Source organism: Paraburkholderia sp. J12 (genome assembly GCF_905220215.1).
Lineage (GTDB): Bacteria > Pseudomonadota > Gammaproteobacteria > Burkholderiales > Burkholderiaceae > Paraburkholderia.
Window position 1 is genome coordinate 14,261 of the sequence record NZ_CAJMZC010000003.1, and the last position, 21,727, is coordinate 35,987.

A 21,727-nucleotide genomic window follows, 5' to 3' on the forward strand; every position below is an offset into this window, starting at 1 on the left:
GGCCCGCACACATTTCCTGGACCTCTCCCTCCGCCGCCACCACCATGCACCGAGTTCTCGCGATTGAAGATCATGCGCCGGGCCGCCAGGGCGTCGCGCCGCGCCTCGCCGAATCCGGCTTCGATGTGGAAATCGCCCGCACCGGGCGCGAAGGCATCGCGCTCGCGCTCTCGGGCCAGTACGACGCGGTGACCATCGAACGCCGCCTGCCCGATCTCGACGGACTCGCCATTGTCACCACCATGCGCAGCGTGGGCATGGACACCCCCATCGTGCTCGTCAGTTCCTCGCAGACGGTGGAAGAACGCGTGCAGGGCCTGCGGGCCGGCTGCGACGACTACCTCACACGGCCCTTCGTCGCCGAAGAGATGCTCGCGCGCGTCGAAGCCATCCTGCGCCGTTACCGCCACACCAGCGCGCCGGCAACCGTCCTGCGCGTCCCGCCGCTCGAACTCGACCTGATCCGCCACACGCTCACCGCGAACGGCAAACCCGTGAAGCTACGCCCCGCAGAGCTCAAGCTGCTCGAATATCTGATGCGCCATCCGCGCACGGTCCTCACCCGCACGATGATCTTCGAATCGGTCTGGGGCGGGCGCTACGATCCGGCCAGCAATATCGTGGATGTGCACATCGGCCGGTTGCGCAACCGGCTCGATACACCCGGCACGCCGTCGCTCCTGCGCACGATTCGCGGCGCCGGCTACCTGCTCGGCTGAACGCACCCGCTCGACGCGCAGCCTAAACATCTCTTCATCTTTACGCGGCCGTTTTGGTAGGCAGGCCTGACTATCCTGATTCGCACGTACCCACACCGTGTACGTGCGAATTCCGGGTCAGGAGAAACCATGAACGCCATCCCATTCTGTATCGCTGCCGGCCTTGCCGCTTGCGTTTCGGCATCGGTCTACGCGCAGACATCGCCCGATATGGGCAACTCCGGGCAGCAGGCCAACACCACTGCAACCGCCACGCAAACGCAAACCACCCCGTACAACGGCGGCTGGGTCGCGCCCTATGGCGAGCCGGTTCACGAGAAGACCCGCGCCGAGGTCTATCAGGAACTGATTCAGGCGGAGAAAGACGGCCAGCTCGACTACCTGAATTCGACGCTCTACTCGCACTAATCCGCGCACGCGCACGTTATTGCTACCGGAAGGAAGCGCACCATGACGAAACAAGGAATGATCCGACTGGCACGAGGCCTGCTCGTCGCGGCGATCGGGGCCTTCGCTCTCGCGGGCTGTGCGTCGCTGCAACCCACCGCGGATGGCCCCGGCAATTGTGTCGGGCCGCCCGACTTCTGCACGCCCTATTTCGGTTCGTAGAAACAAGGGGCCTTCGACCGGCCCCTCGTAGTCGCTACGTCGTGCTCAGTTGATAGCCATAGCGATTGACCGTGTCGATCCTGAAGCGCGCGCCCGCCACTTTCAGCTTGTTACGCAGGCGCGAAACCACCAGATTGACGCTCGAAGGCTCCACGTCCTCGCGTTCGGGCCACGCGTAGCGGGTAAGCTGTTCGCGGCCCACCGGCGCATTCGCACGGCGCAGCAGGCATTCGATCAGGAGAAACTCGCGCGTGGTGAGCGGAATGCGCAATGCACCGTCCACGGCTTCGCGCGTCATCGGATCGAGGCGCAGACTATCGGTATGCGCCTCGCTGCCGTATGCCGCATTGCGCCGCAGAGCGTGAATGCGCTCGTGAATCTCGAGCACCGAGTAGGGTTGCACGTAGCAGGCATCCGCGCCGGCGCGCAGGAGCTGCGCGCACTCCGCCGGTGTCCCGCGGCCCAGCGCGATGACGATGGCCGGCGCGTTGGCGAGGCGGCGCAGATCGCCCAGCACGTCGAACAGCGTGTCCAGATCCTCTTCGCTCTGCCGGCAGATGACGATGGCGTCGAAATCCTCGTTCAGTGCGAGATGTAGGGCATAAAAAAGATCGTCCGTCGACTCGACGCTATTCAGGCTCTCGGTCAGCGCCTTTTGCATGTAATGGCGCGTCGTATCGGCGCTTGCCGTCAGCAATACTCTCATTCGTTCTTCGTCTTTATCGGTGGTGTGGCCAGCAGTCGACGCGCACGACCGTCCCCTCGTTCGATCCGCTGATGGCCAGCGTGAAGTCGTGCAGGCGCATCACGGCCGAGACGATGCCGAGCCCAAGCCCGCTGCCCGGCAGATGCCGCGTGCGGCTGCCGCGATAGAGCTGCTCCAGCACGAGGGCACGCTCTTCTTCGGGAATGCCGGGTCCGTTATCGGCCACGCTGAACGCGGCCCCCTCGGCGAGCGCTTCGAGGCTCATGCGCACTACCCCGCCCTGCGGCGTGAACTTCACCGCGTTGTCGAGCAGATTGCTGAAGGCCTCGAACAGGAGCGCGCGATCCGCGGCAACCAGCCGCACATCGGCGAGGTGCGTTTCGAGCGCGATGCCCTTTTCTTCGGCAAGCGGCTCGTAGAGATCGTAGAGATCGGCCACGAGCGAGCGCAGATCGACGTCGGCAAAGGCGGCGCGCCGCTGGCGCGAGCCGATCTCCGCAATGCGCAGCATGGCCGTGAAGCGGTCGAGCAATCCGTCGATTTCCGCGCGGGCGCCGGCAATCACAGCGGCGAGTTCTTCGGGGCTGCGCGCACGGGCTTCGCCGCCCGCATTCGAGAGACGCGCGCGCAGGCGCACGAGCGGCGTGCGCAGATCGTGCGCGATGCCGTCCGAGGCCATCTTCACCTCGGCCATGAGGCGTTCGACCTCGTCCAGCATCCGGTTGACGAGTTGCGCCAGCATGGCGAGTTCGTCGCGCCCTTCCGTTGGCAGCCGCAGCGAAAGATTGCCGGCCGCCACCGAAGCCGTTGCCCGGCGGATGGCCGAAACGCGCCGCATCTGGTGCATGCTGATCAGGACGCCGCCCAGCACGCTGCCGCCCAGACACAATATGCCGCCGATCACGAGCGCGCGCACGAGTTCGCCGTGCACGCGCCCCACGTCCTCGAGCGAGCGCGCCACGACAAGACGCTGACCATTCGCTCTCATTTCGCCCATTACGCGCAATTCGCTGGGCGAGCCGTCCACGTTCAGCGTCACGTTCTCGCCGCGCGCGTGGTCGTGCATCTTCTCCACGGCGTCGAGCCGCAGCGTGCCTGGCAGCGTGTCGAGATCGCCGGCCACGTAGCGGCCATCGGCGCTGAAGAGTCCGTAGTGGTTCAGATGGGGGCTGTCGTGCGCGAGCCGCAAAGCGATGGCGGAAGCCAGTTCGGCGTCGCTGCGCGCGTCGAAATAGCGCAGTTGCCAGCGCAGGCCGCTATCGGTCTCGCGCTCCATCGCATGCGTGACCGAGTATTCGATCAACCCGATGAGCGCCATGAACGCCAGCGAGAAAATAGCCGCATAGGCGGTGAGCCAGCGAAACGTGGTGGTCCGCCAGTGCTGCCCTTCGAGCGCCTGCATGGGCGCATCGGCCTGCGACGGAGCCGGCCCATGCGGCGCCATGGGTTTGCGGTCCGTCCAGCGCATGCTCAACATAGTCCGATCATTGCTTCGTCCTTGCAAACCGGAATCCTCTTTCGCCGATCGCGCGAGCATCGCCTGCCATTCATGAAGTTTCGTTGAGGATACGCAGGGTGATTTAACCCATGCGAATCTCCAACATTAACTTTTTGTCAGCGAGAATCGTCGTGCAATTCAACCGCACATCACAAGCGGAAGTTTCATGTCGGTCAGCAAGGTGCGCGTGACGCTGCCCAGCAATTTCTCCCACAACATCGGGCGACCATGCGCCCCGGCAATCAACAGGTCTGCGCCCTGGTCGAGCGCGGCGCCCTGCAGGAGATCGCCCATCGGCGTGCCAGTGGGCGCGAGCGTGCAGAGATCGACCTTGCCGGTATGGCGGCGCAAGTGATCCAGCACCGCCTCGGGCGGCAACTGCTCGGGTCGCGCAGGCTCGCCGCCCTCGATGAACAGCACCGTGGTCCAGTCCGCGCACTCGATCAGCGGCAGCACCGCCGCGAGCGTGCGCGCGCAAGACGGGCTGCCGTTCCAGGCCAGCGCGACCTTGCGGCCCAAAGCCCCCAGGCTTTCAGGAGCAACCTCTTCTCCCGCCATGTCCTGCGGCACGATCAGCACAGGCCTGCCCGTCGTGAACAACACGGTCTCGGCGAACGAGTATTCCTCGGGCAGATCGGCGTCCTCCTGCTTATCGTGACCGACGAGGGTGAGGTCCGCGTAACGCGCATGCTGCGGAACCACGAAACGCGCCCGGCCGTCTCCCGCTTGCCAGGCCACCTCGATCCCGTTCTCCCGGCCAAGCTCGTCGAGTCGCGCGCGCAGGGTGTCAGCCTGGGCGTCGAGTTCGTTTTCGATCGAGGCGCGCAGCGAACTGGCCTGCGCTCCCGGCACGAGGCCGAGTTCGGACGACTTGAGGCGCCGCTGCTGCGCAATGCTGCGCTCGCGCACGTAGAGCGCATTCAGTCGCGCGCCATGCCGTGCCGCCAGAGCGGCGGATCGTTGCAGGCGCACCTGTCCGGCCGCGCTCGCATCCACGTGCACCAGAATGTCCTTGAACCCCGTCATCTCACGTCCCCGCGGCAAATCATGGATTGGCGGCGGCATCGCTGGCCGCGCGCGTGACCCGCGCGAGCGGCCCGAACGGAACCGTCTGCCCGGGAGTGGGCAACTGATCGACGCTCCAGCCGCCGCCCAGCGCGCCGATCAGCGCCACCGAGGTTTGCAGGCGCCGCGTCTGAACCTGCACTTCCGCGATCTGCGCACTCAGGGCCGCGATCTGCGCGACCGTCACGTTCAGATAGTTGTCGAGCCCCTCGGTATAGAGGCTGAGCGAAATCTGCTGCACCTTCATGGCCGCCTGCAAGGCCGCTTCCTGCTGCTGCGCTTCGGTCGCGAGGCGGTCGGTCAGCGAGAGATCGTCCTCCACTTCGCGGAACGCCTGCAGCACGGTCGAGCGATAGCGGTCGCCCGCCTGGTCGAAGCTCGACCAGCTCGCCTGCAATTGCGCGCGGCGCAGGCCGCCTTCGAACAACGGCATCATCGCGCTGGCGCCCACGGCCCAGAGCGCGTTGGGCAACGAGGCGAGCCCGAAGCCCGTATCCTCGAAGCCCGCCGAGGCGGAGAGGCGGATGTTCGGATAAAACGCCGCACGCGAAACGCCGATCGCCGCGTTGGCCGCCGCCATTTCACGCTCGGCCTGCGCGATGTCGGGGCGCCGCTGCAACAGCAGCGACGGCATGCTCACCGGCACCGTGGGCACCGCATAGTGCTGCTGCGGCAGCGTGTCGAGACGGAAGTCGATCGGGTTGGCGCCCACGAGCGCCGCCACGGCATGCTCGAGCACGCTGCGCTGCGCAAGCACTTCGGTGTCCGCCGCCTGTGCCGAGGCGAGCTGGTTCTGCGCGCGCGCCACGTCGAGCCCCGAGGCAATCTGGTCCGCCAGCCGCATCTGCGTGATGGAAACCGCCGTGTTATAGGCCTTGATCGTCTGCGTATAGACGGCGTGCTGCTTGTCGAAGCCCCAGATCGCCATATAGTCGGACGCGAGCTCCATTTCGAGCGAAAGCCGCGCGTCGGCCAGCGCGGCGGCCGTGCCCTGCGCATTGCGCGAGGCCTCGCGCGTGAGGTTGCGCGTCTCGCCCCAGAAGTCGGGCTGCCAGGACGCCGCGCCGCCCCAGCCGTTCGACTGCTCCTGGTAAGGGCCACCGCCGTTATGGAACAGCGTGTGATGCGACTCCCTGTTTTCAGAGGTAAACGCATTCGCACCAAGCTGCGGGAACAGCCCCGAACGCGCTTCGGCCACGGCATCGCGCGCCTGCTGCCAGGTTTCGCGCGCGGCGGCCAGATCGGGGTTGGCCTTGTCGAGACGCTCTTCCAGGCTGTCGAGCTGCGGATCGCCGAACATCTGCCACCAGGGGCCGCGTTGCAACTGATCGGAAGGCGCGGCCTTCACGAACGGCCCCGTCCCCGTGTACGCGGCAGGCAGCACCATGGCGGGCGCATGATAGACAGGCGCCAGATCGCAGCCGGCGAGCGCCGATACCGCGAGCAGCACGGCCATGCGGGTTGCGCGCATCATCAGGCGCCTTCCTTCGCGGCAGCGCCCGCTTCGGCCGGCACGGCAAGTCCCGGCGTTCCCGTCATCACGCGCACGCGCTCGCCTTCCAGAATGCCCGCCGAGGGGTTGAGCACGATCCGGTCGTGCGGCGTCAGACCGGAGAGCACCTGCACCGTCTTGCCGAAGTTGATGCCGAGCTTCACGTCCTGCAGATGCACGCGGTCGTTGGCACCGACGAGGGCGACCTGCATGCCGTCCGAGCGGAACAGAAGCGCCTGCTCCGGCACCACCGGTATGCTGCGGTCGAGCGGCACGTTGAAATGCACGTTCGCATAGGTGCCCGGCCAGATCAGATGATCCGGGTTCGGCACGAGCAGCTCCGTGGTTACGGTGCGCGTCTGCGGGTTGAATGCGTTCGCGCTGGTGTCGAACGTCGCCTCGAACGTGCGGTCCGGATATTGCGGCAGCGAGAGCGTGGCCGTGAGGCCGGGCTTGAGGATCGTCGCATAGTCCTGGGGCACCGAAACGAACACGCGCATCTCGTGAATGTCGGCCACGGTGAAGAGCTCGTCGGCGGCGCCCCGCGCCGAGACGTCGCCGCCCGCCGCGTTCACGTAGTTGCCCACGTCGGTGTTGCGCGCCGTCACCACGCCGTCGAACGGCGCGACGATGCGCTTGAAGCCTTCGAGCACGCGATAGCGCGCCACCTGGTGCTGCGCCGCGCGCACCTTCGCGGCCTGGGCGGCCGCGTCGGCGGCCTTCACGTCCACTTCCTGCTGCGCGACGGCCTGCGTGCCCGCCAGCGCCTGCCAGCGTTTCGCGGTGAGCGCGGCGAGGTTGTAGTTGGTCTGCGCCACGTCGAGATCCGCGATCGCGCTTTGATACTGCTCGTCCACGGCGGGCGCATCGATCGTGGCCAGCGTTTCGCCGGACTTCACGAACGCGCCATAGTCCTTGTTCCACTTCAGCACGTAGCCGGACACCTGTGCGTAGATCGGTGCCGAGTACCAGGCGCGGATGTTGCCCGGCAGCGTGAGCGTGTGCGTGACCGGGCCGCTCGCGGGCGAAATCACCTGCACGGACGGAATCGAGTCTTCGTCGGCCACGTCGCGCAGTTCGGCGATATTGCTGTGACGCTGAATCAGGCCCATGGCCACGACGGCAGCCGCAACCGCGCCCGCGACGACGAGCCAGGCACGCGGCCCGAACCGGCGCGGAACCGGCACTTCCCTGTTAGCGCTCATGACTGTGCCTCCATCGAGGGTTGATGATCCCGGTGCAACAGCGCGAACACACAAGGGACGAAAAGCAGGGTGGCAAAGGTGGCGAACGTCAGACCGCCGATCACGGCGCGTCCGAGCGGCGCATTCTGGGTATTGCTGAACGACATCGGCAGCATGCCGATAATCATGGCGAGCGCGGTCATCAGCACCGGCCGGATCCGGCTGAAGCCGGCCTCGATGGCGGCTTCGACCGCGTTGCCGTACTGCGCGAGATGTTCGCGCGCGAACGACACCACGAGGATGGAGTTCGCAGTGGCCGTGCCCATGCACATGATGGCGCCCGTAAGGGCCGGCACGGAGAGCGTGGTGTGCGTGACGAAGAGGCTCCACACGATGCCCGCCAGCGCGGCGGGCAGCGCCGTGATGATGATGAACGGATCGAGCCACGACTGGAAATTCACCACGATCACGAGATACACCAGCAGGATCGAGAGCGCGAGGCCTCCCAGCAACTCAAGATAAGCACTGCTCATGGTCTGCGCCTGGCCCCGCAGATGCACGCTCGCGCCATGCGGCAGCGTGCCCTGCATGTCCTTCACCACGCGCGAAACGTCGTCATACACGCCGCCCAAGTCGCGCCGCTGGTTGCTCACGAAAATGTCGATGGCGGGCAGGATGCTGTAGTGGGTGGCGAGGAGCGGCGTGCCCGTCTGCGTGATCCGGCTGAGCGCGCCGAGCAGTTGCGCATGGGCGCCGGCGGGCGTGCCGGTGCCGGCGTCGATCGGAATCGTTTCCAGGTCGTTCATCGACGTCAGTTCGTCCTGCGGCGTCTGCATGTTCACGAGGTGCGATACGCCGCTCGACGTGTCGAGCCAGTACGTGGGCGCCGTCTGGCCGCTGCCCGAAAGCGTGGCGAGTGCGTTGTTGGCGATGTCCGCTTCGGTGAGATTCAGGCCCGAGGCGAACGCGCGCGAGGCGGTAATCTTCAGCGTCGGCTCGTTGAAGGCCTGCTGGATGTTCACGTCGGCGCTGCCCGGAATGCGGCGCAGGCGCGCGGCCAGTTGCTGTGCGTAGGCATAGTTCGCCTCCTGGCCGCGGCCCGCGATCTGCACGTCGATCGGCGCAGGCAGGCCGAAGTTCAGGATCTTGGCGGTAATGTCGCCGGGCAGGAACGTGAAGGTCGTGCCCGGATACAGCTTGGGCAGCTCGCGCCGCAGCAGGAAGCGGTAGTCATCCACAGGCGAGCGCTCGTCCTTGAGGCTGATCGTGATGTCGCAATCCTGCGGGCCGATCGTGCCGGTCGAGTTATAGGCTTCGTTGGTCCCGCTCGCCGGCAGGCCGCAGTTGTCGAGCACGTTGGTCACCTTGCCCGGCAGCAGCATGCGGATCGAGCCGTTGACGAGCACCGCGAGCTTCGACGCTTCTTCAAGCCGCGTACCGATGGGTGCGCGCATGTGCATGTCGATTTCGCCCGACTTGATGCCGGGGAAGAAGTCACGGCCGAGGAATGCCGCCAGCACGAGCGAGCCGAACGCGCAGACCAGGAAAATGGGCACGAAGCGCCGCCGGTTTGCCACGGCCACGATCAGCACCTCGCGATAGCGCACCCGGAAGCGCGAAAACGCATGCTCGAAACCGCGCTGGAAGCGTCCGAAGAAGCCGGGCGGCCGGGCATGGCCATGATGGGCGGCCACCTGGCCGCGCAACAACCACGCCGCCATGGTGGGCACGAGCGTGCGCGAAAGAATGAACGACGCGATCATCGCGAGCACGATGGCCTCGGCCATCGGCAGGAACAGATAACCGGCCACGCCGCCGAGCTGGAACAGCGGCAGCCAGACGATACAGATACACAGTGTCGCGACGAAGGTCGGCACGACGATCTGGTTCGCCGCCGCGATGATGCCCGGTTCCAGCTCGGCGCCGGCTTCCAGGTGCGTGTCGATGTTTTCGATCATCACCGTGGCGTCGTCCACGAGAATGCCGACTGCGAGCGCGAGACCGCCCAGCGTCATCACGTTGATGGTCTGGCCGAGCCACGAAAGCCCCAGCACCGAGCAGAGAATGGCAAGCGGAATCGAGGTAGCGACGATCAGCGTGGAGCGCCAGCTGCCGAGAAACAGCAGCACGGTGAGCCCGGTGAGGATCGCCGCCGTGATCATTTCCTGCACGACTTCGCGCACCGAGTCGCTCACGAAGCCGGAAGCGTCGTTGAGCGCCGTGATCTGCACGCCGGGCGGCAGCGTGCGCAGAATGCCGGGCAGCGCCGCCTTGATGCCCTTGACGACCGAAAGCGTGGAAGCGTCGCCGCTCTTGAGGATCTGGATCAGCACGGCCTGCTTGCCCTTCACCAGCACCGCATTGATCTGCGGCGGCGAGCCGCGGTGCACGTAGGCCACGTCGCGCAGGAACACCGTTGCGCCGTCCACGGTCTTGATCGGCAGGTTGTTGAACGTGTCCACCTGCACGGGGGTCGCGTTGGTTTCCACCATGAAGTCGAGCGCGCCGATCTTCTGGTCGCCGGCCGGCAGCACCACGTTCTGCGACTGGAGCGCCTTGGCCACGTCGGCCGCGGAAAGACCGTGCGCGAGCAGTTTGGTCTGGTCGAGGTCGATCTCGACGTTCAGCGACGCGCCGCCATAAGGCGTGGGAATGGCGGCGCCCTTCACCGACACGAGCTGCGGGCGGATCAGGTTCGAAGCCATGTCGTACACCTGCGCCGCCGTCATGCCCGGCGCCGAGACCTGAAGATCGAGCACCGGCACCGAGGAAGCGTTGTACGAGAGCACCTGGGGCGGCGTGATGCCCGCGGGCATCTGCTTGAGCACCGTCTGCGAAATCGAGGTGATCTGCGCCTGCGCCGCCGCGATGTTGGTGCCCGGGCGGAAGAAGATCTTGACGATGCCGCGCCCGTAGAGCGACTGGCTTTCGATGTGCTCGATGTTCTCGACCGAGATGGTGAGCGCGCGTTCGTAGTAATAGATCACGCGGCCCGACATGTCGGCCGGCGAAAGGCCGTTGTAGGTCCAGACCACCGCCACGACGGGAATCTTGATGTTCGGGAAGATATCGGTAGGCGTCTTGAAGACCGCCATCCCTCCGAACAGGACAATCAGTATGCTCATCACCACGAACGTCAACGGACGTTTCAGGGCGACCAGAACGATAGCGTTCATCGGAAACCAGGAACGAGAGAGGAAAGAGGGTGGGCGAAGCTGCGCGAAAGACCCGCGCCGGTCTCACTCCGCCAGCATGTAGCCGGAGCCGCGTACCGTTTTCACGGCGGGACTGTCGCCCGCCTTCGCGAGCTTGGTGCGCAGACGGCTCACGTGCACGTCGATCACGTTGGTGCCGGGATCGAACCGGTAACCCCAGACCTCCTCGAAGATCATCGTCCGGGTCAGCACCTGCGCCGGATGGCGCAGCATGTATTCGAGTATGCGCAGCTCGGTGGGCAGCAGTTCGACCGTGCGGCCGCGAAACTGCGCGCGGCGCGTGATGAGATCGAGTTCGAGCAGGCCGAGGCGCAGCATCGTCTGGGCGGGCGAGCCCTGGCTGCTGCGGCGCAGGAGCACTTCGATGCGCGCGGCCATCTCCTCGGGCGAGAACGGCTTCGTCAGATAGTCGTCGCCGCCCGCGCGCAGGCCGCGCACGCGCTCGTCGAGATTGGACATCGCGCTCAGGATCAGCACCGGCGTATGGATGCCGACGCTGCGCATGGTCGTGAGCACGGCGAGGCCATCCACGTCGGGCAGCGCGCGGTCGAGGGTCACGACGTCGTAAGGGCCGGTCATGATCTTGGCGAGACCGACACGGCCCGTGGTTGCCGTTTCCACCTCGTGCCCGCACGCGCAGAGAGACGTCTGGATCTCCTGCAAAATAAGCTCGTCATCGTCTACAGAAAGTATCCGCGTCATGAGTCGCACATCTGGGTAGAGCGCAGCCGTTGGCCTGCGGCTGCTCAGGGTCCCTGCGGCGGCGCGGGATAAACGCATCCGCCGCCCCGTCTTTCGGGTTGCCGCCATCATGCATGACCGCACATAACGCACCATCGCCACGTGGATTAAGCGTTGTTAATCTTTTCGACCGCGTGAAGGCCCGGGCGCCTTGCGCAACCGCACACCGGAAAAGAGATTTTCAGTATTCGAGGTATCCAGCCGCGCCGGGATCGGCATACCATGCCGTTGCGGACTGTCCCCCTGGGCAGCCCGTTCTTCAAACCACTGTCACCCCAACGCCTTCCCGGGCGTTGGGTTTTTTTCGTATCGCGAACGCGAAAGCAAAAGCGGGCGCGGGGCACATTTGCGCCCCGCGCCCGCTTTCGTGCAATTCTGCGAATGCGCCTAGTTCACGCTCTGGCTCACGGGAAACACGACGCGCCGCTGCCCGATTTCGAGCAGGCGATGCGCGCTCGCGAGAGGAATGGCAAAACCGGTCCATCCCAGCCCGCTATGCCGGAGGAACAGCACCACGCCCGCGAACGCCGGATCGACGATGGTCTTCCAGCGGGGCTCGGTTTCGAGGGGAAACTGGTGGCCGCGCGGCACCTCGGCCGGCACGGCCGGTTCGAGATCCACGCGGGCAAGGCCCAGCGTCTCGATGAGTTCGTCGATCTCGGCGGGATCGAGCAACACGCAGCTCGTACCCAGCTTGAGCATGAGTGCGTTCGCGCCGTACTGGTTGACGATTTCGAGTTCGACTTCGGCCGGGGATTCGCTAGCCGTCGCCGTTCCGGTGACACGCGCGCGGGGATCTAGCATGGCTTCGCTCCCTGGTCCGGGACACTCTCTATCGAGCGCACGGCCCCGCGCAGCTCGTCGAGCCAGTCGGCGCACTGCCGGCCTTTCAGCGCAAAACCGCTCCAGCCCACGCCCTCGTGGCGAAAAAACACCACGGTTGCGTCGAAAAGCGGGCTGGGCTCGGCATACCAGCAGGGATCGAGCGTGATGTGATAGCGATGCTTCGGCGACATCGTCTCGGGAACCGCGGGTTTCATGGCCGCCCGGTACAACGCCAGTTGCTCGATCAGTTCGCCGAGGCCTGCGCCGTCCAGCACCGCGGTATCGCTGCCCACGGTTAGACGAAGACCACGCTGCCCGCCTTCGTCGATCATTTGTACCCGCATGGGATGGTGCATGGAAAGACGGCCCTCTTAGTCGCTAGTCCGGTCCGCACACGGTAGCGGCATCGCGCGCCGCGAGCAATGGCTCCAAGATTAAGAGTCTTTTAGCGTTCGTGCGAATAACGAGCGCCGCCCCGCCTGCACGGGGGTTTCGGCGTGTCGTTAAGAAAGCTTAATCCCCAGGTGTTGGGCATCTCGCGAGAGTGGGACTAAGTTGGTCTTGTATTCACTTCCCGATCGAACACCCAGGAGGATCACCATGAAGCTCGCCACTCTTGCCGCTATCTTCGGCCTGGCCCTCGCGCTCTCCGCCCCCGCTCACGCAAGCCGCTATCAGGTGTGCCACAAGGTCATGCAGCATCAGCAATGGGAGATGCATTGCGCGCCGTGACAGGCGTTCCTGTACTGAGGTGCCGGTTAAACAATATTAACGTCGCCGACACCTCAATTTTGATCAGGTCTTCTAACATGAATTCCGAACCCGACTGATCCACTCAAAACAGGAGTCCATCATGAGAAAAGCCACCGTACTGAGCATGACCGCTGTCTTTCTTGGCCTGAGTCTCGGCTATTGCGCCGCCTCGCAGGCCGCACCGCTCACGCCGCACGAGTGCCACTCATTCCCGTTCGTGCGCTCCAGCGGCAGTGTCACGCACCGGCAAATGGTACGTGAGCTGCGCGAACTCGAGTCGGTGGGATATCAGCCCGGCCGTATCGACGCCTACTACCCCGACGACATCGAAAACGCCGAAGCGCGTCTTCATGCCAAGTATGAGCGGGACTGCCAGGGAACGGCGGGCATGACCCATGCCAACGGTGTACAGGGCAACTCGCAGGGCCTCTGATCATCGGGCCGGTGCATCGAGCCACGCATCGCGAGTTGCATCGCGGTAATCGAGGCGCCCGTCATTTCCAGGCTCGTCACGTACTCGCCGATATAGGCACGCGAAACTCGCAATCCCGCCGCAGCCACTTCGCTCGCGGCATGTCGATGCGTACTCCTCTTCAACTCGTCCCAAGGGGCACACCATGAAACGCACTCTCGCCGCTGTTCTGCTGACCGCAACGACCGGGCTGCTCGCCGCAGGCGCCCATGCACAATCGGCCCCGCAGGGCCTCACGCGCGAACAGGTTCGCGCCGATCTCTACCGCTCGTTCCTCAACGGCACCACGGCCGCCGACGAAAGGACATCGTACCCGCAGCCGCCCAGCGACCGCGCGTCGATTGCGGCACAGCGCGTGCGCGAAGCGCGCGTGGATCCGGCCTACTCGAACTTCGTGCAGTGACGCCGCGTGAAGGCGGTACTGATGAGGCGCGGGCCTACCTGGCGTCTTCGGCGCGGCGCTCTTCGGGATTGCTGGGATATCTGGCCTGTCCGTAGCGAATCATCAGTACTCCTAGCGCAATCAGAACGATCGCACCCGAAGAAGCCAGCAGGTGGAGTTCCGAATTCGAACCCGCGCGCAGGATGAGATCCCTTGCGATCGACACCATTGCAATGTAAAGCGGGAAGCGCACCGGCAACTGCCCCGCCTTGAGATATTGCCCCACCATCGCGAACACTTCGAGGTAGAGGAACATGAGCAGGAGATCGGTCAGGGTCACGCCATCCGACTGCATCATGTGCCGGATCAGGACTCCCATGGCCGCAACGGTGCCGATGCCGATAATGAACAGGCCGAAGAGTTCGGCGAGTTCCATGGCGCGCTCGAGGCGCACCTTGATCGCCCGTTGAAGGGCGCTTTCATATTTCATTTGCAGGTTCCCCACAGACACGGTTTTCGGGGGATGGTAACGCGGCAGAATGTCATTCCCCTAACGGTGCGGCGAGGTGCGACAGAATGCCCCTAGCCGGAGCGCTCCGGCCGGCGCCGGCTCGACCGGCTCAAGGTCTTGACGTCGCCGGCTGCGAGCGTCGGGCGGCCGATTTCGCCGGAGCGGATGCGCGAGAGCACCCGTTTCGCGTTGGTCGCGCAATCCATTTCATCGGGCTTCGCCTCGATTTCCGCCATGAGCGCAACGAGTTGCGCCTTGCTCTGCGCGAGCCGCGCCTCCAGCGCCTCGATGTCCTGCACCTTGCGGCGCAGCGTGTCGAGCAGCGTGCCATGCTGCCACTGCGCCATGTCGTGCGGCAACAGCATGCGAATCTCGTCGAGGCTGAAGCCTGCTTTCTGCGCGGCCGCGATCAGGTCGAGCACCAGCGCCGCCTCGGGCGGGTAAGTGCGGTAGCCGTTCGCCTCGCGTTCGACCTTCAGGAGGCCGATCTCTTCGTAAAAACGAATGCGCGAGGCAGCGAGGCCCGTGCGCTCCGCCAGTTCACCAATCTTCATGTTGCTCATGCTCCGCGCTCCAGCGCCGACTTTCAGGCATCACACGATGCCTACTTTATCTGCAAGCGGTCATAGTAGCCGCCCGCGGGAATCGCCACTTTATGCGATCCGGATTCGACCTCAGTGAGCCCCCTGTTCCTGTTCGCCGTCCCTTGTCCATGATTGACCCATGCCTTTTCGCAATCGATGGTCGTCACTCTAAGGTTTGACTCGACCTGAAGGTCAAGCGTCCCGATGTTCCCTGCGCCAATGCCGCCTTGAAACCTCGCGCATGCGGCATCTGAAAAAATATTGACATCAACCTTCATTTAAATCCTAGAGTGATACGGCGTGCCGCAATGCCGCGCGAAGGCTCAACGTTCTCAAACGATTCGAGCAGGTCGCCCAACGCTCACGCCCCTCACCGGGAGAACATGCCTGCTGCGTTCCCCTTGCACCCTTTCAGGAGAAGCGAATATGGGATTCGTCACAACGAAGGACGGTGTTGATATCTTCTATAAAGACTGGGGCCCGCGCGACGCGCAGGTGATCTTCTTCCATCACGGCTGGCCACTCAGCGCCGATGACTGGGATGCCCAGATGCTCTTCTTCCTGGCTCAAGGCTATCGCGTAGTGGCGCATGACCGCCGCGGCCACGGCCGCTCCACCCAGGTCTGGGACGGCCACGACATGGACCATTACGCCGACGACGTCGCTGCGGTCGTAAAGCATCTGGACGTGCAGGGCGCTGTGCACGTGGGCCATTCCACGGGCGGCGGCGAGGTCGCGCGCTACATCGCGCGCCATGGCGAAGACCGCGTGGCCAAGGGCGTGCTCATCAGCGCCGTGCCGCCCCTGATGCTGAAGACCGAAGCCAATCCGGGCGGCCTCCCCAAATCGGTCTTCGACGACCTGCAGGCCCAGCTCGCCGCGAACCGCGCGCAGTTCTATCACGACGTGCCGGCCGGCCCTTTCTACGGTTACAACCGCCCGGGTGCGAAACCTTCGGAGGGCATCATCCGCAACTGGTGGCGCCAGGGCATGATGGGCGGCGCCAAGGCGCACTACGACGGCATCGTCGCCTTCTCCCAGACCGACTTCACGGAAGATCTGAAGAGCATCTCGGTGCCCGTGCTCGTGATGCACGGCGACGACGACCAGATCGTCCCCTATGCGGACTCGGGCCCGCTCTCGGCGAAGCTGCTGAAAAACGGCACGCTCAAGACCTATGCGGGTTTCCCGCACGGCATGCCCACCTCCGAGGCCGAAACGATCAACGCCGATCTGCTCGCGTTCATTCGCGGCTAACTCGCGGCGAGTCTCCTGCCGGTTCGCGGCGGGTTCGCCGCCAGCCGCTGCCGCGGGTGCCGGGCGTCCCTCACCGGGCGTCCCTGGCCGGGCCCCCCTCACCGGGCGCCCTGCCCGCCACCCGCCCTTCTGCCGCCTGCGCCAAGGCTCACCGCTCACGCCCGCCCCGCGCGCGAATGGCACGGTCGGAGCGCACCTGCGCCGACCCATGTTAGCGTTTGCGTTGCCCGGTTGCATTGCGCTGGCGAGACGTAGTACCGAGACGTAGCGGCGTGCCTTAGGCGCGCTCTATCGAGGGCATTGTCACTGCCAAATTCAGTTTGCAGGTGATCTTCCCTATAGTGAAGCTGCGGCAGTACCGCAACAAAGCGCGCAGCGAAAAGCGCACGGCAAAAGCGCTCGAAGCATCGCAATCTTACGTTTGCATGGCGGCCTTCATGGGCGTAGTCAAGTCCAGGCTTGCCGGCCGTGCACGACAACACAATCCTTACGTCCCCTCACGGAGGTGCCCATGTCGCAAGAAGCAAAGTGCCCGTTCAACCATACCGCCGGCGGCGGCACGACGAACCGCGACTGGTGGCCTAAACAGCTACGGCTGGATCTTCTGAACCAGCATTCGAGCCGGTCCAATCCGCTCGACCCCGACTTCAATTACGCAAAGGCATTCAAGTCGCTCGACCTCGCCGCAGTGAAAAAAGACCTCGCGGCGCTCATGACCGATTCGCAGCCCTGGTGGCCCGCCGACTTCGGCCACTACGGCCCGCTCTTCATCCGTATGGCATGGCACAGCGCGGGCACCTACCGCACCGGCGACGGCCGCGGCGGCGCCGGGCGCGGCCAGCAGCGCTTCGCCCCGCTCAACAGCTGGCCGGACAACGTGAGCCTCGACAAGGCCCGACGCCTGCTGTGGCCGATCAAGCAGAAGTACGGCCAGAAGATCTCCTGGGCCGATCTGCTGATCCTCACCGGCAACGTCGCGCTCGAAACCATGGGCTTCAAGACCTTCGGCTTCGCGGGCGGCCGCGAAGATACGTGGGAACCGGATCTCGATGTCTATTGGGGCACGGAAAAGACCTGGCTGGGCGGCGACCTCCGCTACGGCAAGGGTGCCGCCGGTGCAGAGGACGGCGTGATCGTGGCCGACGAAGAGCTGCACGGCACCGAGAAAAGCCGCACCGATCACGGCCGCAACCTGGAGAATCCGCTGGGCGCCGTGCAGATGGGCCTCATCTACGTGAACCCCGAAGGTCCGGACGGCAATCCCGATCCCGTTGCTGCAGCGCACGATATCCGCGACACCTTCGGGCGCATGGCGATGAACGACGAAGAAACCGTCGCGCTCATCGCGGGCGGCCACACCTTCGGCAAGACCCACGGCGCGGGTCCCGCCGATAACGTCGGCCCCGAACCCGAAAGCGCAGGCCTCGAAAACCAGGGGCTCGGCTGGAAAAACAGCTTCGGCACCGGCAAGGGCGGGGACACGATCACGAGCGGCCTGGAGGTCACCTGGACCACCACGCCCACGCAGTGGGGCATGGGCTTCTTCCAGAACCTGTTCGGCTACGAATGGGAACTGACGAAGAGCCCGGCCGGCGCGCACCAGTGGGTCGCGAAAAATGCCGATGCGGTAGTCCCGCACGCGCACGACCCGTCGAAGAAGCTGCTCCCGACCATGCTGACCACCGACCTCTCGCTGCGCTTCGACCCGGCCTACGAGAAGATTTCGCGCCACTTCATGGCAAACCCCGAAGCGTTCGCCGACGCCTTCGGGCGCGCCTGGTTCAAGCTCACGCACCGCGACATGGGTCCGCGCGCCCGCTACCTCGGCCCCGAAGTGCCGGCCGAAGAACTGATCTGGCAAGACCCGGTTCCGGCGGTCGATCATCCGCTCGTCGACGACAAGGACATTGCCGCGCTCAAGCAGAAGATCCTGGCCTCGGGCCTTTCCGTGGCGGAACTGGTCTCCACGGCATGGGCGTCGGCGGCCACCTTCCGCGGCTCGGACCGGCGCGGCGGCGCCAACGGCGCGCGTATCCGTCTCGCCCCGCAGAAGGACTGGGCCGTGAACGAGCCCGCGCAACTGGCGAAGGTGCTGAAGGTGCTCGAAGGCATCCAGAGCGAGTTCAACGGCGCGCAGTCGGGCGGCAAGAAAATCTCGCTCGCCGACCTGATCGTGCTGGCCGGCGCCGCCGCCATCGAGCAGGCTGCGGAAAAGGGCGGCCACAAGGTCAGCGTACCGTTCTCGCCGGGCCGCACGGACGCCTCGCAGGACCAGACCGACGTGGAATCCATCGGCAAGCTCGAACCGTTCGCCGACGGCTTCCGCAACTTCGAGAAGGCTCGCTCGCACGTGCCGGCCGAAGCGCTGCTCATCGACCGCGCGCAACTGCTCACGCTCACCGCGCCCGAAATGACGGCGCTCGTCGGCGGCCTGCGCGTGCTGAACGTCCATGCCGGCAAGGACGCGCACGGCGTTTTCACCGACCGGCCCGAAACGCTCACCAACGACTTCTTCCGCAACCTGCTGGACATGGGCACGGAATGGAAAGCGACTTCGGAAGCCTCGGACCGGTTCGAAGGGCGTGACAGCAAGACCGGCAAAGTGAAGTGGACCGGCACGCGCGTCGATCTGGTGTTCGGATCGAATGCCGTCCTGCGTGCGCTCGGCGAAGTCTATGGGAGCGACGACGGCAAGGAGAAGTTCGTGCGTGACTTCGTCGCTGCGTGGAGCAAGGTGATGAACCTCGACCGGTTCGATCTGGCCTGACCGCTTGTGACTTGATGTTGTAACTCGAGGTTGTCGCTCTAGACAGGGCAAGCGGGTCAAACCGCTTGCCCTGTTTCATTGGAGCCTCCCCTCGAAAGCGCTGCGCAAAAAACCGTTGACATTCAAGTTAGCTTTAACCTTAAAGTCGGAACACGATTCCACGAGGTATGCCCATGAACGTGTTCGACAAGCTGACCCTGCCCAACGGTTCGATCGTTCCGAACCGCATCGCCAAAGCCGCCATGGAGGAAAACATGGCGGACGACAATCACGCCCCCTCCGAACCGTTGATGCGTCTTTACGATGCGTGGGCGAAAGGCGGCGCGGGCCTGCTTATCACCGGCAACGTGATGGTGGATAGCCGCGCCATGACCGGCCCCGGCGGCGTGGTGCTCGAAGACGACACGCACCTGAACGCATTCGAGCGCTGGGCGCGCATCGGCCGGACCCAGGGCGCGCAGTTCTGGCTGCAGATCAATCACCCCGGCCGCCAGATGCAATCCAGTCTTGGGCAGGAAACCTGGGCGCCTTCCGCGGTGCCGCTGTCGCTCGGCAAGATGTCCCGACATTTCGGCACGCCGCGCGCGATGACGCAGGCCATGATCGAGGAAGTCATCCAGCGCTTTGCGCGCACGGCCCGGCTGGGCGAAATGGCGGGCTTCACCGGCGTCGAGATTCATGCGGCCCACGGCTATCTGCTGAGCCAGTTTCTCTCGCCGCTCACGAACCAGCGCACGGACGAATGGGGCGGCTCGCTCGAGAACCGCGCGCGCCTGTTGCTGGAGATCGTCAAGGCCGTGCGGGCGGTGGTGTCGGCCCGGTTTGCCGTCGCGGTCAAGCTCAACTCCGCCGACTTCCAGCGCGGCGGCTTCAGCGCCGACGACGCGAAGCAGGTGGTGATGCTCCTCAACGGTCTGGGTGTGGATCTGGTCGAGCTCTCGGGCGGCAGCTACGAAGCGCCGGCCATGCAGGGCGACGCGCGCGATGGCCGCACGCTCGCCCGCGAAGCCTATTTCCTGGAGTTCGCCCGCGACATCCGCAAGGTCGCGGCAATGCCGGTGATGGTCACGGGCGGCATCCGGCGCCGCCCCGTGGCCGAACAGGTGGTCACGAGCGGCGTGGACATGGTGGGCATCGGCACCGCGCTCGCCATCGACCCGAATCTGCCGCGCGACTGGCGCAACGGCAAGGACAGCGCGCCGGCGCTCGCCCCCATCACGTGGAAGAACAAGACACTCGCCTCGCTCGCCAATATGGCCACGGTCAAGTTCCAGCTGCATAAATTGAGTCTAGGCAGGACTCCTGATCCTCGCGTCTCGCCGCTGCGGGCGCTGATCCAGCAGCAGATGGCCACCGCGTGCCGCGCCCGCCAGTACCGGCGCTGGATGGCGCAGCGCGCGAAGTACTGAGGCTCGACGGGCGCCCCCTCCCGGCGTTCGAGCCGGTGTGGCGCCAGGTCAGAGCAGCTTGACGCCGGCTCTCAGCTTTGTGTAGCGCAGTTCGCGCAGATCCGCGATGTTGATGCCGGGCGCCGCCACGACCCGAATCTCGTCCGCCAGCCCCGCAAAGTCGGCGCGAAAATGCACCGAGCTTTTCAGAACCAGAACGCGATAGTCGGACGGATTCGCGCCCACGTGGCGGAACATGGCCTGATCGGCCGCTTGCTGCTTGCGGCTCGACACGACGATCTCGATGCCCGAGGGGCCGCCGCAGCGAACCCGGGCCATGGCGCCCAGATCCATCTGGCAGCCAAGATAGAACGGCCCGGTGCCGACGAAGCGGCCGGACCCCACAGCCAGCACCTCGAACGGGCCCGGCAGCGGCGGCGCACCGATGCCGCTTGCGCCGCCCAGCGGGACATCGATCACGGCGCCCACGCCCGCATCGACCGCCGCCTGAGCAAACCGGGCGTCGCACACCACACCGGCACAGACCTGCTGCACCCCTTGCCTCAGCAGTTCGTGCAGCAAGTCCGTCGTGTCGCCGCCCGCGCCGCCGCCTGGATTGTCCTGCGTATCTGCGAGGATGATCGTGCCGCCGGTCGTTCGGCGTCCCTGCTCGCGTACATGCGCCACCGCTTCGAGCGGCGTGTGGAGATGCCCGCCAAATTCGGACTCCCTGGCAAGAGCGGCTTGCGTCAAATGCTCTACCGCTGCGCCTACGGCGACTGGATCGGAACCATAGGCGATCACGGTCGGCCCGCTATCGTGGATATCGGCCAGCGGAAAGCCCGGCACGAACTCAGCGGCGAGCACGCCATCCTGTGCGAGCGCTTCGCCCGACGCGATCAAGCCGCGCATCGGCTCGGCAAGCGTGCTTTGCCACGGCATCGGGATCAGAAACGGCAACTGGCGATAGCCCTTGTGCAGCACCTCGCCCGCCAGCAGCCGTTCCATCAGACGCAGGGTACGGCCGCCTGTCTGCGCCATGTCCGTATGCGGATAGCTGCGATACGCGAGCATGGCGCTCGCGTGCCCGACCATCGCGGGTGTGACGTTGGCATGAAAGTCGAGCGCGACGACAATCGGCATTGCGGTGCCGAGTTGCTGCCGCAGCCGCCGCAGCAACTCGCCCTCGCCGTCTTCGCAATGCTCGGTCACCATCGCACCGTGCAAGTCGAGGAACAACGCGTCGAGCGGACCGGCATCGCGCAGCGCCCGGTCCAGCATGAAGGCAATCGCTTCGAACGCATCGCGTGTGACCGGGCCGCTCGGGTTGGCCGAAGCCCACAGCAGCGGCACGAGTTCATGCGCGGCGGGCGCAGCGCGTGCAGCCTGAATAAAGCCTTCGATTGCGAGGTTGACGCCCGCGACCGCGCCGAATATTGCTTCGCCCACCAGCAATCCGGGCCACGCATCCGCCTCGACGAAGGCGGCAAAATCGGCGCGGCTTGCCGCGAAAGTGTTCGTCTCGTGCAGGAAACCCGCGATTCCGATCTTCGCCATGC

The 21,727-nt window shown here is 65.3% G+C and carries 22 protein-coding genes; 9 read left to right on the forward strand and 13 right to left on the reverse strand.

Features of this window, described 5'->3' with window-relative positions:
- Positions 1-44 precede the first annotated feature (44 nt).
- The 3 genes from U5760_RS08765 (at position 45) to U5760_RS08775 (ending at position 1,328) form a co-directional block, all read left to right on the forward strand.
- On the forward strand, positions 45-719 hold the full coding sequence (locus U5760_RS08765) for a response regulator transcription factor (RefSeq protein ID WP_322011119.1): 675 nt from the start codon (positions 45-47) through the stop codon (positions 717-719).
- 129 nt (positions 720-848) lie between these two features.
- Complete coding sequence (locus U5760_RS08770) at positions 849-1,127, forward strand: DUF4148 domain-containing protein (protein ID WP_322011121.1); 279 nt, start codon at positions 849-851, stop codon at positions 1,125-1,127.
- A gap of 42 nt (positions 1,128-1,169) precedes the next feature.
- Positions 1,170-1,328, forward strand: coding sequence for a hypothetical protein (locus tag U5760_RS08775; RefSeq protein WP_322011122.1), 159 nt, complete (start codon positions 1,170-1,172; stop codon positions 1,326-1,328).
- Positions 1,329-1,362: 34 nt separating this feature from the next.
- Here U5760_RS08775 and U5760_RS08780 read toward each other — a convergent pair whose 3' ends face one another.
- The 9 genes from U5760_RS08780 to U5760_RS08820 form a co-directional block, all read right to left on the reverse strand.
- The gene (locus U5760_RS08780) at positions 1,363-2,034 is read right to left on the reverse strand and encodes a response regulator transcription factor (protein WP_322011123.1); all 672 of its coding nucleotides are present in this window, start codon (positions 2,032-2,034) and stop codon (positions 1,363-1,365) included.
- Between the two features lie 13 nt (positions 2,035-2,047).
- Positions 2,048-3,478, reverse strand: coding sequence for a HAMP domain-containing sensor histidine kinase (locus tag U5760_RS08785; protein WP_322011125.1), 1,431 nt, complete (start codon positions 3,476-3,478; stop codon positions 2,048-2,050).
- A 192-nt stretch (positions 3,479-3,670) separates the two neighbouring features.
- On the reverse strand, positions 3,671-4,558 hold the full coding sequence (locus U5760_RS08790; protein WP_322011127.1) for a universal stress protein: 888 nt from the start codon (positions 4,556-4,558) through the stop codon (positions 3,671-3,673).
- Between the two features lie 19 nt (positions 4,559-4,577).
- Positions 4,578-6,071: an efflux transporter outer membrane subunit gene (locus tag U5760_RS08795; protein ID WP_322011129.1), complete on the reverse strand. Its 1,494-nt coding sequence runs from the start codon at positions 6,069-6,071 to the stop codon at positions 4,578-4,580.
- The gene (locus tag U5760_RS08800) at positions 6,071-7,294 is read right to left on the reverse strand and encodes an efflux RND transporter periplasmic adaptor subunit (RefSeq protein WP_322011130.1); all 1,224 of its coding nucleotides are present in this window, start codon (positions 7,292-7,294) and stop codon (positions 6,071-6,073) included. Before U5760_RS08800 ends, U5760_RS08795 begins: the two co-directional genes overlap by 1 nt.
- Positions 7,291-10,449, reverse strand: coding sequence for an efflux RND transporter permease subunit (locus tag U5760_RS08805; RefSeq protein WP_322011131.1), 3,159 nt, complete (start codon positions 10,447-10,449; stop codon positions 7,291-7,293). Before U5760_RS08805 ends, U5760_RS08800 begins: the two co-directional genes overlap by 4 nt.
- 63 nt (positions 10,450-10,512) lie before the next feature.
- On the reverse strand, positions 10,513-11,190 hold the full coding sequence (locus tag U5760_RS08810; RefSeq protein WP_322011132.1) for a response regulator transcription factor: 678 nt from the start codon (positions 11,188-11,190) through the stop codon (positions 10,513-10,515).
- Positions 11,191-11,616: 426 nt separating this feature from the next.
- The gene (locus U5760_RS08815) at positions 11,617-12,033 is read right to left on the reverse strand and encodes a hypothetical protein (RefSeq protein WP_322011133.1); all 417 of its coding nucleotides are present in this window, start codon (positions 12,031-12,033) and stop codon (positions 11,617-11,619) included.
- Positions 12,027-12,386 carry a hypothetical protein gene (locus tag U5760_RS08820; protein ID WP_322011134.1) on the reverse strand — a complete coding sequence of 120 codons (360 nt, stop codon included), beginning with the start codon at positions 12,384-12,386 and terminating at the stop codon, positions 12,027-12,029. The genes U5760_RS08815 and U5760_RS08820 overlap by 7 nt, the downstream gene beginning before the upstream one ends.
- A 268-nt stretch (positions 12,387-12,654) precedes the next feature.
- Here U5760_RS08820 and U5760_RS08825 point away from each other — a divergent pair, with 268 nt between their 5' ends.
- The 3 genes from U5760_RS08825 (at position 12,655) to U5760_RS08835 (ending at position 13,682) form a co-directional block, all read left to right on the forward strand.
- Positions 12,655-12,786, forward strand: coding sequence for a hypothetical protein (locus tag U5760_RS08825; RefSeq protein WP_322011135.1), 132 nt, complete (start codon positions 12,655-12,657; stop codon positions 12,784-12,786).
- A 121-nt stretch (positions 12,787-12,907) separates the two neighbouring features.
- Positions 12,908-13,240, forward strand: a complete 333-nt coding sequence (locus U5760_RS08830; RefSeq protein WP_322011136.1) for a DUF4148 domain-containing protein — start codon at positions 12,908-12,910, stop codon at positions 13,238-13,240.
- 184 nt (positions 13,241-13,424) lie between these two features.
- Positions 13,425-13,682 (forward strand): DUF4148 domain-containing protein, encoded by a 258-nt coding sequence (locus tag U5760_RS08835; RefSeq protein ID WP_322011137.1) that lies wholly within the window; start codon positions 13,425-13,427, stop codon positions 13,680-13,682.
- Between the two features lie 34 nt (positions 13,683-13,716).
- On the opposite strand, the gene U5760_RS08840 is transcribed toward U5760_RS08835, so the two are convergent.
- From U5760_RS08840 to U5760_RS08850, 3 genes are all read right to left on the reverse strand, one after another.
- Positions 13,717-14,151: a phosphate-starvation-inducible PsiE family protein gene (locus U5760_RS08840; RefSeq protein ID WP_322011138.1), complete on the reverse strand. Its 435-nt coding sequence runs from the start codon at positions 14,149-14,151 to the stop codon at positions 13,717-13,719.
- A 92-nt stretch (positions 14,152-14,243) separates the two neighbouring features.
- Positions 14,244-14,726, reverse strand: a complete 483-nt coding sequence (locus U5760_RS08845; RefSeq protein ID WP_322011710.1) for a MerR family transcriptional regulator — start codon at positions 14,724-14,726, stop codon at positions 14,244-14,246.
- A 50-nt stretch (positions 14,727-14,776) separates the two neighbouring features.
- The gene (locus U5760_RS08850; protein WP_322011140.1) at positions 14,777-15,034 is read right to left on the reverse strand and encodes a hypothetical protein; all 258 of its coding nucleotides are present in this window, start codon (positions 15,032-15,034) and stop codon (positions 14,777-14,779) included.
- A gap of 148 nt (positions 15,035-15,182) precedes the next feature.
- On the opposite strand from U5760_RS08850, the gene U5760_RS08855 reads away from it, so the two are divergent.
- The 3 genes from U5760_RS08855 to U5760_RS08865 all read left to right on the forward strand — a co-directional run bounded on the left by U5760_RS08855 (position 15,183) and on the right by U5760_RS08865 (position 20,189).
- Positions 15,183-16,013, forward strand: coding sequence for an alpha/beta hydrolase (locus tag U5760_RS08855; RefSeq protein WP_322011142.1), 831 nt, complete (start codon positions 15,183-15,185; stop codon positions 16,011-16,013).
- A gap of 511 nt (positions 16,014-16,524) precedes the next feature.
- Positions 16,525-18,780, forward strand: coding sequence for a catalase/peroxidase HPI (gene katG, locus U5760_RS08860; protein WP_322011143.1), 2,256 nt, complete (start codon positions 16,525-16,527; stop codon positions 18,778-18,780).
- A 173-nt stretch (positions 18,781-18,953) separates the two neighbouring features.
- Positions 18,954-20,189 carry an NADH:flavin oxidoreductase/NADH oxidase family protein gene (locus U5760_RS08865; protein ID WP_322011144.1) on the forward strand — a complete coding sequence of 412 codons (1,236 nt, stop codon included), beginning with the start codon at positions 18,954-18,956 and terminating at the stop codon, positions 20,187-20,189.
- A gap of 48 nt (positions 20,190-20,237) precedes the next feature.
- Here U5760_RS08865 and U5760_RS08870 read toward each other — a convergent pair whose 3' ends face one another.
- Positions 20,238-21,725, reverse strand: coding sequence for a M81 family metallopeptidase (locus U5760_RS08870; protein WP_322011145.1), 1,488 nt, complete (start codon positions 21,723-21,725; stop codon positions 20,238-20,240).
- Positions 21,726-21,727: the final 2 nt, after the last annotated feature.

Bases quoted from the DNA above. Each gene is read 5' to 3' on its own strand.
- U5760_RS08765 (WP_322011119.1), top strand. From the start codon at position 45: ATGCACCGAGTTCTCGCGATTGAAGATCATGCGCCGGGCCGCCAGGGC.
- U5760_RS08770 (WP_322011121.1), top strand. From the start codon at position 849: ATGAACGCCATCCCATTCTGTATCGCTGCCGGCCTTGCCGCTTGCGTT.
- U5760_RS08775 (WP_322011122.1), top strand. From the start codon at position 1,170: ATGACGAAACAAGGAATGATCCGACTGGCACGAGGCCTGCTCGTCGCG.
- U5760_RS08780 (WP_322011123.1), bottom strand. From the start codon at position 2,034: ATGAGAGTATTGCTGACGGCAAGCGCCGATACGACGCGCCATTACATG.
- U5760_RS08785 (WP_322011125.1), bottom strand. From the start codon at position 3,478: ATGGCGCCGCATGGGCCGGCTCCGTCGCAGGCCGATGCGCCCATGCAG.
- U5760_RS08790 (WP_322011127.1), bottom strand. From the start codon at position 4,558: ATGACGGGGTTCAAGGACATTCTGGTGCACGTGGATGCGAGCGCGGCC.
- U5760_RS08795 (WP_322011129.1), bottom strand. From the start codon at position 6,071: ATGATGCGCGCAACCCGCATGGCCGTGCTGCTCGCGGTATCGGCGCTC.
- U5760_RS08800 (WP_322011130.1), bottom strand. From the start codon at position 7,294: ATGAGCGCTAACAGGGAAGTGCCGGTTCCGCGCCGGTTCGGGCCGCGT.
- U5760_RS08805 (WP_322011131.1), bottom strand. From the start codon at position 10,449: ATGAACGCTATCGTTCTGGTCGCCCTGAAACGTCCGTTGACGTTCGTG.
- U5760_RS08810 (WP_322011132.1), bottom strand. From the start codon at position 11,190: ATGACGCGGATACTTTCTGTAGACGATGACGAGCTTATTTTGCAGGAG.
- U5760_RS08815 (WP_322011133.1), bottom strand. From the start codon at position 12,033: ATGCTAGATCCCCGCGCGCGTGTCACCGGAACGGCGACGGCTAGCGAA.
- U5760_RS08820 (WP_322011134.1), bottom strand. From the start codon at position 12,386: ATGATCGACGAAGGCGGGCAGCGTGGTCTTCGTCTAACCGTGGGCAGC.
- U5760_RS08825 (WP_322011135.1), top strand. From the start codon at position 12,655: ATGAAGCTCGCCACTCTTGCCGCTATCTTCGGCCTGGCCCTCGCGCTC.
- U5760_RS08830 (WP_322011136.1), top strand. From the start codon at position 12,908: ATGAGAAAAGCCACCGTACTGAGCATGACCGCTGTCTTTCTTGGCCTG.
- U5760_RS08835 (WP_322011137.1), top strand. From the start codon at position 13,425: ATGAAACGCACTCTCGCCGCTGTTCTGCTGACCGCAACGACCGGGCTG.
- U5760_RS08840 (WP_322011138.1), bottom strand. From the start codon at position 14,151: ATGAAATATGAAAGCGCCCTTCAACGGGCGATCAAGGTGCGCCTCGAG.
- U5760_RS08845 (WP_322011710.1), bottom strand. From the start codon at position 14,726: ATGAAGATTGGTGAACTGGCGGAGCGCACGGGCCTCGCTGCCTCGCGC.
- U5760_RS08850 (WP_322011140.1), bottom strand. From the start codon at position 15,034: ATGAAGGTTGATGTCAATATTTTTTCAGATGCCGCATGCGCGAGGTTT.
- U5760_RS08855 (WP_322011142.1), top strand. From the start codon at position 15,183: ATGGGATTCGTCACAACGAAGGACGGTGTTGATATCTTCTATAAAGAC.
- katG (WP_322011143.1), top strand. From the start codon at position 16,525: ATGTCGCAAGAAGCAAAGTGCCCGTTCAACCATACCGCCGGCGGCGGC.
- U5760_RS08865 (WP_322011144.1), top strand. From the start codon at position 18,954: ATGAACGTGTTCGACAAGCTGACCCTGCCCAACGGTTCGATCGTTCCG.
- U5760_RS08870 (WP_322011145.1), bottom strand. From the start codon at position 21,725: ATGGCGAAGATCGGAATCGCGGGTTTCCTGCACGAGACGAACACTTTC.